Here is a 13,156-nt window from a genome sequence, read left to right on the forward strand (position 1 = left end):
GACGCCAGGAGGGGCAGGCGGCTCCTCCTGGTTTTTGTCAGCCGCCTAAGGCTGTTGACGTCGCGCCGCTAACGGCTTACTCGTCGCGGGGTAGCTTGCCTTCCTCGATAAATTCTTCATCAATTTCATCGGTATTGCCGGCGTGTTCGCGGCCTGAGAGCAGATTCCAGCAGGCGATAAACAGCGCGGCGATCAGCGGACCGATCACAAAACCGTTAATACCGTAAATCTCCATTCCCCCGAGGGTGGCGATCAGAATCATGTAGTCCGGCATTTTTGTATCTTTACCTACCAGCAGCGGACGAAGGATGTTGTCCACTAGCCCGATAACGATCACGAAGAAGCCGACGACAAACGCCCCTTGCCATACCTGATCGGTTGCGAAGAGGAAGATGGCCGCGGGAACCCAGACGATGGCTGAACCTACCGCCGGGATCAGCGACAGAAACGCCATGATCGCCCCCCATAAAATGCTGCCGTCAATTCCGGCAACGTAGAAGGCAATTCCGCCCAGGATGCCCTGGACCAGAGCGACGGCGACAGTACCCTTCACGGTTGCCCTGGCGACGGCGGCAAATTTGGCAAACAGGTGCTGCTTAACGTAATTCGACAGCGGCAGGGATTCGAGGATCAGCAGCACCAGGTATGGGCCATCCTTGAGCAGGAAAAACAGCAGGTACAGCATGACGCCAAAGCTAACGGTAAAGCCGAACGTCCCTTTACCAATCAGAAATGCGCTGCCGGCCAGGTACTGGCCTCCTTTAAGCGCCGCGTCTGAGAGCTGTTTCTGAATCTGATCGGCGCTGTCGAGATTGTGCTCAGAGAGGAAGCTTCTGACCCACTCCGGGAGATGGGCAAACAGGCTCGCCACTACCGCCGGAAACTGGGTGTCATTGTGCTCAAGCTTGGTGTAAACCACGTTCAGCTCGAGCGCCAGAGAGGAGATAATAATCGCCAGCGGGGTGAAGACAATCAGGCAGATAATCGCCACGGTGAGCAGTGAGGCCAGGCCATTACGTTCACCAAGCTTAGCGCGGAGCTTGTTCTTCACCGGATTGAAGATCACGGCCAGAATCGCCGCCCACAGAATGGCTGAGTAATAGGGAGAAAGAACATCAAAAAAGGCAAGGCTGACTATCAGCAGAATCAGGATAAAAAATCCCTTGGTAATTCCATTAACTCTCATATTTATCTTCCTGGCGTATGACTGATACAGTCGAATGATAGAAGCTATTCCTCTATTTACAATCAGCGGTATCGGAGTTTATTTTGCGCTACGGCTCAAGAGCGGCGCCGCGGGCAGGTTCGCGCCAGCTTTCGGGCACAAAGAACCGGCCAGGGGATATTTTATAGGTTCTGATACGCAGGAATAGCGAGGAAGTGTGGGGTTATTGTCCGGGCTCACTTGTTGACGCCCTGGCGAAAACAGGCATAAAAAACCAGCCTTAAAAGGCTGGTTTCTCGGAGTGATTTGGTCGGCACGAGAGGATTTGAACCTCCGACCCCCGACACCCCATGACGGTGCGCTACCAGGCTGCGCTACGTGCCGACACGTGGCGGTAATATTACCCGTTCTCCTGGCGAATGCAAGCGGGGAACGACCAATTGATTCATAATTAATCAATCAGTTAGCGATAAAGCGCTTTTCATCCGTCAGGATCTGCAGCAGCAGGCTGAGCTGCGGTTTGCGATTGTCGATCTTCTTACCGTCGCTATTCCAGGTGCTGTAGGTTCCGTTGTGGTTCAACACCACGGTGACTTCCGGTGAGGTGACCGCCAGCGTATCGCTGTTCGCCGCGGTGACCCAGCCGCGGCGGCGCGCAGGGCTAAACAGGTCCTCACCCTGCGAATACTCGTTCGCCGGGGTAGAGACGTGCAGCAGGCGCTGCATCAGCGTGGTCATCACGTCTTTGTTATCGGTCAGCGTCGCGATATTCTGCGCCGGAATGCCCGGCCAGTGAATCACCAGCGGAACCTGCAGCTGATCTCTCGACCAGTCAAACTTGCCGTGCTGAGGATTAAGCGGCATGCCGTGACCGGCGGTGACGATAACCACCGTGTTATCCAGCTTGCCCGCCTCGCGAAGGGCGCTGAGCACCCGGCCAATCTGCGTATCGACATCACCCGCCGCGCGGCTATAGCGGCGCACGAAGTTCTGCTGCTGGCCGTCGTCAAGCGAGGTGCCGTTGAGCGAAATCCACGAGAACCAGCGATTTTCATCCTGAGCGTAGCGATTCAGCCAGCCAATCCACTGGTTTGCCGTCTGCTCATCGCTTTGGGTTTTGGCGACCGGCAGCGAGAAGTCCGACAGCAGCGCCTGGCGATAGAGCGGGCTGCTGAAGCCGTCGGAAGAGAACAGGCCCAGCTGATAGCCCTGCTGGTTGAGCGCGGTAATCAGCGCGGCCGGAATACGGGCCGACAGCACGCCGTCCATATAGCCTGGTGAAATGCCGTAGAACAGGCCAAAAATACCGTTATCGGTGCTGTTGCCTGAGCTCATATGCTGGGTAAAGTTGACGCTATCTTTGGCGAAGCTGGCAAGCTCCGGCATATTCTTCTCGAAACGCGAGTAGTTCAGGTTATCAACGGTAATCAGCAGCACGTTATAGCCGGCGCCGAGGTCGCGATAGCGCAGATCGCTCAGCGGATACTGGACGGAGACGGCTTCCGGAGCGCCTTGCTCCACCAGACGACGCTGGTAGTCCTGCGCATCCAGCAGGCCGTGTTTCTCAAGGAAGCGGCGCGCGGTCATCGGATAGGAGAGCGGCAGGTTCGCCCGCTGCATGGTAATCGGACGATAGAAATTAGCATCCGCCCAGATATAGATCAGGTGGCTGCTGATAAAAGAGATAAAGAAAAGCCAGGCAACGGGGCGCGCGTAGTGGCGGCGACGCGTCAGGCTGCGCAGCTTCTGCCAGCTCCAGGTCGCAAAGAGCATTTCCAGCAGGAAGATAATCGGCACGCTGATAAACATCAGCTGCCAGTCCCGCGCCATCTCGTTCTGATCCGGGTTGATAACCAGTTCCCAGACGATAGGGTTGAGATGCAGGTGGAAGCGGGTGAAAACTTCGCTATCAATCAGCAGCAGCGTCATTCCCACGGTGGCCAAAATGACCGACAGGAAGCGCATAAGCCGCTGTGATATCACGACAAAGGTCAGCGGAAAGAGGATCAGTACGTAGCTGGTAAAGACCAGGAAACTGAAGTGACCAACGAGGCTGACGTACGAAAAAATGCGTCCGCCCAGCGTCGTTGGCCAGTCGGCGACAAAAAGATAGCGGCTGCCGAGCACCATAGCCAACAACATGTTGAACAGGGCGAACCAGTGCCCCCAGCTGACCATCTGGGAGACTTTTTCTCGGTAGGGCTGACGAAGAGTCACCATATAAAGTTGTTGGTTATCCTTAGTGCGCCGGGTCGTCGTTGATTGAGGACTGCAGAGCCTGGGCAAAAGAACGGGCGATCGCCTGACGCTGCGCCGGCGCGACGCTACTATTGATCAGGTTGGTCACCATATTGCCTAGCACCATCAGTGAAAGGTCAACGGGGGCTTTGTGTGTTTCCAGCACGTTGGTCAGCTCGCTGAGCAGCTGTTCGACGTGTTCATCACTATAGCGGGATAATTGCGGCATAAAAGTCAAAATCTGTTTGTTCGTGAAAGGGCAACATATTACCGTAGCAGCAGCTTTTTTTCCGCATTTTTTCGCCACGGCGCAAAAGCGCGCAGGATCGCGAGTCTCCGCTAGCCGAAGAGTCACGCGCCGGTTGCGTCGCCGTCCCGGCGGTGGTTGAATACCGCCCGGTCTAAAAGGAGAGTTTAACATGAGTCTGGATATCGACCAGATTGCCCTGCATCAGTTAATTAAACGTGATGAACAAAACCTTGAGCTGGTGCTGCGCGATTCGCTGCTGGAGCCGAATGCGACGGTGGTAGAGATGATGGCCGAGCTGCATCGTGTCTACAGTGCAAAAAACAAGGCCTATGGCCTGTTTAATGAAGAGAGCGAGCTGGCACAGGCGCTGCGCCTGCAGCGCAAAGGCGAAGAGGATTTTCTGCCGTTCAGCCGCGCGGCCACCGGTCGTCTGCGCGACGAGCTGGCGAAATATCCCTTCGCCGAGGGCGGGATCGTCCTGTTTTGCCAGTATCGCTATCTGGCGGTTGAGTATCTGCTGGTGGCGGTGCTGAACAACCTGAGCAGCATGCGCGTCAACGAAGAGCTGGATATCAGCGCCACCCACTACCTGGACATCAATCATGCCGATATTGTGGCGCGCATTGATTTAACCGAGTGGGAGACGAACCCGGAATCCACCCGCTATCTGACCTTCCTGAAGGGTCGGGTAGGGCGTAAAGTCGCCGATTTCTTTATGGATTTCCTCGGTGCCAGCGAAGGGCTGAACGCCAAAGCGCAGAACCGCGGCCTGCTGCAGGCGGTGGATGATTTTGCCGCCGACGCGCAGTTGGATAAGTCCGAGCGGCAAAACGTGCGTCAGCAGGTTTACGCCTACTGCAGCGAGCAGCTGCAGTCCGGAGAAGAGATCGAGCTCGAATCGCTCTCTAAAGAGCTGGCGGGCGTGAGCGAGAAGAGTTTCCAGGAGTTTACCGCTGAACAGGGGTATGAGCTGGAAGAGAGCTTCCCGGCGGATCGCAGCACTCTGCGGCAGCTCACCAAGTTTGCCGGCAGCGGCGGCGGGCTGACGATCAACTTTGATGCCATGCTGCTCGGCGAGCGCGTGTTCTGGGACCCGGCGACGGATACCTTAACCATTAAGGGCACGCCGCCGAATCTGCGCGATCAGCTCCAGCGCCGGACGTCCGGCGGCAGCTGAAGCTAAACGCTCCCCGGCTTCAGGCCGGGGGCGTTCTCCTCTCTCACTGCGCGCCAGCGTGGATCGTTTCAATGCCGCATTGTGCCAGCCGCGCCTGCAGCATCTCATCCACCGGGCTATCCACCACCAGCGTACCGGCAAGGCTCAGCTCGCCGATGGCAAAAGCCGACGCCGAATTCAGCTTCTCCTGCGACGCCATCACGATGGTTTCCGCCGCCCGCGCGGCCAGCGCCCGCTTAATGCCCGCTTCTTCATAGTCTCCGGTGGTGAAACCCGCATGATGATGTACTCCGGTGACGCCCATAAAAAACAGATCGGCGTTGATCCGCGCAATGCCTTCCAGCGCCGCGGCGCCGACGGCGACCAGCGAATGTTTAAACAAGCGGCCACCGATCAGGATCACCTCAACCAGCGGCCGATCGACCAGCGCGACGGCAATGCCGGGGCTGTGGGTCACGATGGTGCAGGCCAAATCGGCGGGCAGAAACTTCACCATCTCGGTGGTGGTGGTCCCGCCGTCAACGATAACCACCTGGCCTGGATGAATGAGCGCCGCCGCCCGGCGGGCAATCGCCTGTTTTGAATCGATTTGCACGTTTCTGCGCGTCGCTATCGGCGCGACGGCGGCCGAAGCCGGCAGCGCGCCGCCGTGAACCCGCTGGAGCTTCCCTTCCGCCGCCAGCTCGCGTAAGTCGCGACGAATGGAGTCCTCCGAGACGCTAAAACGCTGGCTGAGCTCCCCCGACATCACCTGCTTCTCGGCGGTGAGAATCTGCAAAATAAGCTGCTTTCGTTGGCTGGCAAGCATGCGGTTTCCTTCACGAATGATCTTGTTTGTGCCTGATTGTGCATGTTATGGTGCCTGTTGTCACCTGGTAAGGAGCAAAACATGCAAACTAACGCACCATACGTACGCAATATCCGCGAAACGCTGCTATCCGATAACTGGTATACGCTCAAAACATATACCTTTGAGCTGCTGCGGCGGGACGGGCGCTGGCAGGAGCAGAGCCGCGAAGCCTACGACCGCGGAAACGGTGCCGTTATTCTTCTCTACAGCCGCGAGAAAAAAACCGTGGTTCTCATCCGCCAGTTCCGCTTTCCGGTCTGGATTAACGGCCACGACGGATTTTTAATTGAGGCCGCCGCCGGACTGTTGGATAACGCCTCCCCGGAAGAGCGAATTATCGCCGAAGCGCAGGAGGAGACGGGCTTTCGGGTGACCCGCATTGAGCCCGTTTTTACCGCCTACATGAGCCCCGGCTCGGTCACGGAAAAGCTGTACTTTTTTATTGCCGAATATTCGCCTGACGATCGGCAAACCGGTGGCGGCGGGCTGGCGGAAGAGGGGGAAGATATCGAAGTGCTGGAGTGGCCGCTGGAGCAGGCGCTGCAGGCTATCCGCGACGGTGAGATCGTTGATGCCAAAACCATCATGCTGCTGCAGCACCTGGCGCTTAATTCAGCCTCGTTCTTTGCCACAGAACGGGCAAAGAACGATAGGGTTTAGCGCAGCTGGCGGGCGATGGCGCTGTACATCAGCGCGGCCTCCAGCGGCTGGGCGCTAAACGAAGGCTCCGCCTGCGGCCAGGTTGACCACTGGACGATAACCAGATGCTCAGCGCGATTGACCATAATCACCTGGCCATAGATGCCGAGCGCCCACAGGGAATCCTTCAACCCTTGCTGAGCCGTCGGTTCGACGTTTTTGGCATTAGCCGGAACGGCGTTATTCCACCACTGGAATCCGTAAATTCCCTCAGGATGCGCCGCGGAGACCGACTTCTGCGCCTGAGTCCAGTCGGAGGCCATATCGAACCAGCCGTCAGGCACCAGTGCTTTCCCGTTGGCCAGGCGCCCATCCCGGGCGACGAACTCACCGAAGCGTCCCCAGTCTTCAAGCGTGGCGTTGAAGCCGTGGGCGCCGACATCGTGCTTGCCTTGCTGATAGGCGTGCCACACGCCATCCTGGGCCATGCCGCCAGGCCGCCATAGCGTTTGCTCCAGCCAGGCGGCAAGGGACATGCCGGTTGCCCGCTCCACGATATCCCCCAGTAGCCACGCCCCGCCGGAGGAGTAGGACCACTGCTCCCCGGCTGGATGGGTGCGTTTCAGGGAAGCGACAATCTTCCTGACGCAGTCGTAGGCGCCCGGATGCGCCTCGCACTGGGTCAATCGGGCGAAGTGGGACTGCGGGTTGGTGTAGTCCTCATTCCACTCAACGCCGGAGGTGTGCTGAATCAGCTGACGGAGCGTCACGCCCTCCCAGGCCGTCCCTTTAAGGTCGGGTTCATAATCGGTCACCAGGTCATCTAAAGAGCGGATTTTTCCCTGCTGAATCGCAATACCGACCAGCGTGGAAACCACCGCTTTGCCGACCGATCGTGAGGTCCACAGGGTCGTATCGCTGTTGCCGGCGCCGAGATATTTATAGGCAATTTTGCCCTCTTTCAGTACCAGGAAGCCGGTAACGTTCTGGCGCTTCAGATAGTCCCGCAGGTTCCAGGTGTGGCCGTTTAGCGTATAGCTGGCGTCGGTCAGCTGCCGATCGGCCTGCTGGAGCGCAGCGGAGGCACCGTGGTGAAAGACATCCCCGGCATAGTTACGATAGTCGTTACGAAAACCAATCACCCGATCGGTCCGCTCCCAGGTGAGCATCTCTGTAGCCGCCGGCAGCGTTTTATCAAACGGCGTCGGGCAGGTATCGAGCAGCACGCCGCCGCACTCATGCTGCGGCTGGGCCTGCGCCAGCGCGGCGCCGGGCAGGGCGGTAAGCATCAGCGCCAGAGCCAGCGGTTTCATCGTTTTTATACTTGTCATCAGAAATTCCTTGTTAGCCATTACAACCCGATGCGCAGTATATAAATCGTCGGCCGCAGGCTAAAATCAGCCGATGGGGGATTTTCCCCCGCAAGGATGGGATGGTATGAAAACGCTGCAGTACTCTTTTGCGCAAATTGAGGCTTTCGCCACCGTCGCCGAAACGGGCTCGCTTTCGCGGGCGGCGATTCGCCTCGGCAAAGATCGCACGACGCTGCGCGATCTGCTGGATTATCTGGAAGATGCACTGGGCTACGCACTATTCCTGCGCCACGGACGCAGCCTGGCGTTAACCGCGGAGGGGGAGCAGCTTTTTCGCCAGGCGCATCTGCTGCTGCGTCAGGCGCAGGCCTTTGAATCCTTTGCCCGGACGCTGCCGGGCACGGCCTGGCAGGAGCTGAGGGTGGCGTACGATCCCTTCGTGCCGCGCGGCTTTCTCTGTGCGCTGGCCGATAATCTTGCGCAGCGTCAGCTGCGGATGAGCTGCTGGAGCGCATCGCGTCGCGAGGCCGAACAGGCGCTGGCCGACGGCCATGCCGACCTGGCGCTATGTCAGGCCAATAACCGCACCCTTGGCAGCGAGATGGAGTGGCGCGCGCTGGGGACCGTTGAGCTGGGATTTTATGCCGCAGAGCGGCTGTTTGCCGGCTATGCGAGGCCGCTGACGCTGCTGAACCTGGCGCTGGTACCGCAGCTGGTGATGCATCGTCGCTCTGACGATCAGATTGCCCGCCGGCTGCAGATCTCCGGCCATACGCAGTATATGAATGAAATCACGCTGCTGCGTCACGCCATGCAGCAGGGGCAGGGCTGGGGATTTTTGGCCGATCACCTTCAGGCGCAGCGCTGGGATGGGGTGAGTAAAATCGACACCGAGGTCGGCAGTCAGGGGCTGAACGTCACGATGGTGATGCTCTGGCAGCCGGGCATGAACAAACACCAGGATCTGAAGACGGTTATCGATTTAGCACCGGCTCTGTGGGCGCAAATCACATAACAAAACGCCCCGGACCTTGCGGACCGGGGCGCTTCATACAACAACTGCTATCGGCTATTAAGCGCGAACGAAGTCGATGTGAGACAGTTTTGGCTTGAACGGGTGACGCTGAACAGCCTGAACCTTAACTTTCTCTTCTTTGCCATCGAGAACGATGGTCAGAACTTCACCGTAGAACTCAGCTTTACCCTGAATGTTCCACAGTTTGTCCTGGTCCAGCTCAATTGCTACCGGAGTAGCTTCGCCGCCATAAATGATGGCCGGGAATTTATTAGCTGCACGCAGGCGGCGGCTCGCACCCTTACCCTGCTCTTTACGTACTTCTGCGTCGATAGTAAACATTGATGTCTCTCTATATTTAAATCCTGCTACAGGCGACCCAGCAGCAGGCAGATGATCTGCTTTGCGAATGCAAAAGCGGGCGGCATTATAGCCGCCTGAGGTTTTTACGGCAATCAAAACCTCAGCCTTAATGTCGATCAGCGCAGTTCGTTGGCCCGGCGGAAGCGTCCCTGGTAGTCGAACATTTTCTCCCGCACCTGCCAGTATTGCCCCTTCATGCGGGCGACGACAAAGTCAGGATGGCGCAGCAGCGCCTGCTGAGCAAGGATATCGGCAGCGGTTATCCAGCGCAGCGGCACGCCGGGCGTGCGGGTGTGTGGGCGAATAAACAGCTGTTCAAACGCGGTGCGCTGGGCGGGGGTCTGCAGGCGGAAGCGCTCGCTGACGTCGGCACCGTCTTCATCGTAGTAGGTGATTTTCAGCCACGGGCCTTTGTCGTCGGCGCCGTGCTGCAGATCCATGCCGCTGCAGCGCAGCACCAGCGCATCTTTGAGCTTCAGCGCCGCCTTCAGCATATCATCGGGATCGACGAGGATCGTGTCGCACTCGCGGCAGCGGCGGGCGGCGATATCGTTCTCCGCATTACACTGCGGGCAGTTCTTAAAGCGAAAACGAAAGTCGCACTGCTCGCGATGGCCGTCATCATCCTCAAACCAGCCCTGACAGCGGCGGCCAAAATGTTCTATCAGCGTGCCGTCGGCGGTGGTTTTACCCCAGAAGGTATTGGCAAAACCGCAGGCCGGGCAGAAGACCTGCACCGGCACGTTGTCGCTCTTACCTTTAGGCGCCCCGACTTCGGGCGCGTAGAGGTCGTGCGGGTTGCCGGCATAGTCGAGGATCAGGCAGTCGGTCTTTCCCGGCGCCAGGCGCAGGCCGCGACCGACGATCTGCTGATAGAGGCTGACCGACTCGGTCGGGCGCAGAATGGCGATAAGATCGACATGCGGGGCGTCAAAGCCGGTGGTCAGCACCGCCACGTTGACCAGATAGCGGTATTGCTGGGTTTTAAACGATTCAATAATGCGGTCGCGCTGCGGACCCGGTGTTTCGCCGGTAATCAGCTCGGCCTCGCCTGCGGGCAACAGACCGGTGATTTCCCGCGCGTGCTCCACCGTGGAGGCGAAAATCATCACCCCTTTTCGCGTCTGGGCAAACTCAACGATCTGGCTGACGATATGCGGCGTAATGCGCTGCTGTTTTTTCAGCTCGTGATTGAGGTCGGCTTCGCTGAACAGGCCGTTGCTCTGCGCCTGAAGGCGGCTGAAATCGTACTGCACTACCGGCATATCGAGCCGCTCCGGCGGCGTCAGATAGCCGTGTTTAATCATGTAGCGCAGCGGCAGTTCATAGATGCAGTCGCGAAACAGCGCCTTCTCGTCGCCGCGCACCATGCCATGATAATGGAACTGATAAATCCAGCCCTTGCCGAGGCGAAACGGCGTGGCGGTGAGCCCAAGCAGGCGCAACTGCGGGTTGACCTGCCGCAGGTGGGTGATAATTTGCTGGTACTGGCTATCGTCGTCATCGCTGATGCGGTGGCACTCATCGACGATCAGCAGCGAGAACTCTCCCTGGAAATGCTCAAGATTGCGGGCAACCGACTGCACGCTGCCGAAAACCACCTTACCGTGGCTCTCTTTCCGCTTCAGTCCTGCGGCGAAAATATCGGCTTCCAGCCCGAGGGCAAGATATTTAGCGTGGTTTTGCGCCACTAGCTCTTTGACGTGCGCCAGAACCAGCACGCGGCCGCGGGCCAGGCGCGCCAGTTCGGCAATGACCAGGCTTTTGCCTGCCCCGGTTGGCAGGACGATAGCGGCGGGCTCATGGTGGCGACGAAACCAGGCTAAGGTGGCATCGACCGCCTCTTTTTGGTAGGGGCGTAGTGTAAAATTCATGGCTTCACAGGCGTTAATTAACTCGCAAATAGTATGCCACGAATCTTTTCCCTTGAGTGGCGTTAAGAGCCCGTTATACTAGCCAATGAATTTCTTCTTTTTCGGGCGCTTGCCCGCTCCAGCATTATTACAGGCTAAAAAAATCTCATGCGACTTGATAAGTTTATCGCTCAGCAACTTGGCGTCAGTAGGGCTATTGCCGGACGTGAAATCCGCAGCAGCCGCGTTCTCGTGGATGGTGAAATCGTGAAAGACGCTTCGTTCAAGCTCCAGCCGGAGCATGACGTTGAGTATGACGGTAATACGCTTACCCAGCAGAACGGCCCGCGCTACTTTATGCTTAACAAGCCGCAGGGTTATGTGTGTTCTACCGACGATCCGGATCACCCAACGGTGCTCTATTTTCTTGACGTGCCGGTGGCGCACAAGCTGCATGCCGCAGGGCGTCTGGATATCGATACCACCGGCCTGGTGCTGATGACCGACGACGGCCAGTGGTCGCACCGTATAACCTCTCCACGCCATCACTGCGAAAAGACCTATCTGGTGACGCTTGAAAACCCGGTCGCTGAAAACACCGCGGAGCAGTTCGCCGAGGGCGTTCAGCTGCACAATGAAAAAGAGCTGACCCGGCCGGCGGTTCTCGAAGTGATTACCCCGATGGAAGTTCGGCTGACCATCAGCGAAGGGCGCTACCACCAGGTTAAGCGGATGTTTGCCGCCGTGGGCAACCACGTTGTCGGCCTGCATCGTGAACGAATCGGCGCTATCGCGATGGACGACTCTCTGGCGCCCGGCGAGTATCGCCCGCTGACGGAAGAAGAGATTGCCAGCGTTGGCATTCAGCATGCACGGAGTAAAACGTGACGGCAAAGCAGAATTCTTCCCTGGGGATTGTGTTTATTCTTGGCCTGCTGGCCATGCTCATGCCGCTGTCGATCGATATGTATCTCCCGGCTCTGCCGGTGATCTCAGCGCAGTTTAACGTGCCGGACGGCAGCGCGCAGATGACGCTCAGTACCTATATTCTGGGCTTTGCCTTTGGCCAGCTGCTGTACGGCCCGATGGCCGACAGCATCGGCCGTAAGCCGGTTATCCTCGGGGGGACGCTGATTTTTGCTGCCGCCGCGGTGGCCTGCGCGCTGTCGCAGACCATCGAAATGCTGATCACCATGCGTTTCTTCCACGGCCTCGCGGCGGCGGCGGCGAGCGTGGTGATTAACGCCCTGATGCGCGATATTTATCCGAAAGAAGAGTTTTCGCGGATGATGTCGTTCGTGATGCTGGTCACCACCATCGCTCCGCTGGTCGCGCCGATGGTGGGCGGGGCGGTGCTGGTGTGGTTCAGCTGGCATGCGATATTCTGGATCCTTGCGGTGGCGGCGCTGCTGGCTTCGGCAATGATCGCGTTCTTCATCAGCGAGACCCTGCCGCCGGAGCGGCGGCAGAAGTTCCACATTCGCACGACTCTCGGCAACTTTGCCACCCTGTTCCGCCACAAGCGCGTGCTGAGCTATATGCTGGCGAGCGGCTTCAGCTTTGCCGGGATGTTCTCATTTCTGAGCGCTGGCCCGTTTGTTTACATCAAGATTAACCACGTTTCCCCGCAGCACTTTGGCTACTATTTTGCACTCAACGTGGCCTTCCTGTTCGTCATGACCATGATTAACAGCCGCTTTGTCCGGCGGGTTGGCGCGCTGAATATGTTCCGCGCCGGGCTGTGGATCCAGTTCGCGATGGCCGTGTGGATGGTGGTCTGCGCGCTGTTTGATGTCGGCTTCTGGGCGCTGGTGTTCGGCGTGGCCGCGTTTATTGGCTGCGTGTCGATGGTCTCCTCGAACGCGATGGCGGTCATTCTCGATGAGTTCCCGCATATGGCCGGGACGGCCTCTTCGCTGGCGGGAACCTTCCGCTTCGGCATCGGCGCGATTGTCGGGGCGTTGCTGTCGATGGCAACCTTCACCACCGCCTGGCCGATGCTGATCTCTATCGCTTTCTGCGCCAGCAGCTCCATTCTCTTCTACCTCTACGCCAGTCGGCGGCGAAAAGTCGCGCTTTGAATCGCATTTAAAGGGGCTATTTCAGCCCCTTTTTTGATGCATATCAACCGCGGCGGGCTTCGTTATTCTGCTATTTGTTTCTTTTATGTAAAATCAATTAGTGTAAAAAGTCGCAATGTTGCGATAAAAAAGTTGTTTTGGATCACAGAAACGGGTACATATAGCCCCGATCTGTTCCGCAGCGAAACTATAAAGTTCCGGATAATAAGCGG

12 protein-coding genes and 1 tRNA gene are annotated in these 13,156 nt (G+C 58.0%); 5 read left to right on the plus strand and 8 right to left on the minus strand.

The features are described from left to right. Positions 1–76: 76 nt before the first annotated feature. From GVK32_RS12175 to GVK32_RS12190, 4 genes are all read right to left on the minus strand, one after another. A complete protein-coding gene (locus tag GVK32_RS12175) occupies positions 77–1,186 on the minus strand; it encodes an AI-2E family transporter (protein ID WP_159866023.1) in 1,110 nt (369 codons plus the stop codon). 286 nt (positions 1,187–1,472) lie between these two features. Beyond that, positions 1,473–1,549: transfer RNA gene (locus GVK32_RS12180), tRNA-Pro, on the minus strand. A 75-nt stretch (positions 1,550–1,624) separates the two neighbouring features. Next, the gene (gene yejM / locus GVK32_RS12185; RefSeq protein WP_159866026.1) at positions 1,625–3,385 is read right to left on the minus strand and encodes an LPS biosynthesis-modulating metalloenzyme YejM; all 1,761 of its coding nucleotides are present in this window, start codon (positions 3,383–3,385) and stop codon (positions 1,625–1,627) included. A 19-nt stretch (positions 3,386–3,404) separates the two neighbouring features. Continuing rightward, the gene (locus GVK32_RS12190) at positions 3,405–3,632 is read right to left on the minus strand and encodes a YejL family protein (RefSeq protein ID WP_015583825.1); all 228 of its coding nucleotides are present in this window, start codon (positions 3,630–3,632) and stop codon (positions 3,405–3,407) included. 190 nt (positions 3,633–3,822) lie between these two features. Between GVK32_RS12190 and yejK the strand changes: the two genes are divergently transcribed. After that, positions 3,823–4,830, plus strand: coding sequence for a nucleoid-associated protein YejK (gene yejK, locus GVK32_RS12195; RefSeq protein ID WP_159866029.1), 1,008 nt, complete (start codon positions 3,823–3,825; stop codon positions 4,828–4,830). Between the two features lie 43 nt (positions 4,831–4,873). On the opposite strand, the gene GVK32_RS12200 is transcribed toward yejK, so the two are convergent. Beyond that, positions 4,874–5,638 carry a DeoR/GlpR family DNA-binding transcription regulator gene (locus GVK32_RS12200; protein WP_132512306.1) on the minus strand — a complete coding sequence of 255 codons (765 nt, stop codon included), beginning with the start codon at positions 5,636–5,638 and terminating at the stop codon, positions 4,874–4,876. Positions 5,639–5,719: 81 nt separating this feature from the next. Between GVK32_RS12200 and GVK32_RS12205 the strand changes: the two genes are divergently transcribed. Continuing rightward, positions 5,720–6,340 (plus strand): NUDIX domain-containing protein, encoded by a 621-nt coding sequence (locus GVK32_RS12205; protein WP_159866032.1) that lies wholly within the window; start codon positions 5,720–5,722, stop codon positions 6,338–6,340. Here GVK32_RS12205 and GVK32_RS12210 read toward each other — a convergent pair. Then, positions 6,337–7,632, minus strand: coding sequence for a serine hydrolase (locus GVK32_RS12210; protein ID WP_200842871.1), 1,296 nt, complete (start codon positions 7,630–7,632; stop codon positions 6,337–6,339). The genes GVK32_RS12205 and GVK32_RS12210 overlap by 4 nt on opposite strands. A 124-nt stretch (positions 7,633–7,756) precedes the next feature. On the opposite strand from GVK32_RS12210, the gene GVK32_RS12215 reads away from it, so the two are divergent. Then, positions 7,757–8,647, plus strand: a complete 891-nt coding sequence (locus GVK32_RS12215) for a LysR family transcriptional regulator (RefSeq protein WP_159866038.1) — start codon at positions 7,757–7,759, stop codon at positions 8,645–8,647. 57 nt (positions 8,648–8,704) lie between these two features. Here GVK32_RS12215 and rplY read toward each other — a convergent pair whose 3' ends face one another. Together rplY and GVK32_RS12225 are read right to left on the minus strand one after the other, a co-directional pair. Then, positions 8,705–8,989, minus strand: coding sequence for a 50S ribosomal protein L25 (rplY, locus tag GVK32_RS12220; protein ID WP_041146506.1), 285 nt, complete (start codon positions 8,987–8,989; stop codon positions 8,705–8,707). A gap of 137 nt (positions 8,990–9,126) precedes the next feature. Continuing rightward, the gene (locus GVK32_RS12225; RefSeq protein WP_159866041.1) at positions 9,127–10,884 is read right to left on the minus strand and encodes a DEAD/DEAH box helicase; all 1,758 of its coding nucleotides are present in this window, start codon (positions 10,882–10,884) and stop codon (positions 9,127–9,129) included. Between the two features lie 147 nt (positions 10,885–11,031). On the opposite strand from GVK32_RS12225, the gene rsuA reads away from it, so the two are divergent. After that, the gene (rsuA, locus tag GVK32_RS12230; protein ID WP_159866044.1) at positions 11,032–11,751 is read left to right on the plus strand and encodes a 16S rRNA pseudouridine(516) synthase RsuA; all 720 of its coding nucleotides are present in this window, start codon (positions 11,032–11,034) and stop codon (positions 11,749–11,751) included. After that, a complete protein-coding gene (locus GVK32_RS12235; protein ID WP_132512296.1) occupies positions 11,748–12,944 on the plus strand; it encodes a Bcr/CflA family multidrug efflux MFS transporter in 1,197 nt (398 codons plus the stop codon). Before rsuA ends, GVK32_RS12235 begins: the two co-directional genes overlap by 4 nt. The last annotated feature ends 212 nt before the right edge of the window (positions 12,945–13,156 follow it).

The organism is Klebsiella sp. 18074, assembly GCF_902705905.1.
In the GTDB taxonomy this organism is placed as follows: domain Bacteria; phylum Pseudomonadota; class Gammaproteobacteria; order Enterobacterales; family Enterobacteriaceae; genus Klebsiella; species Klebsiella terrigena.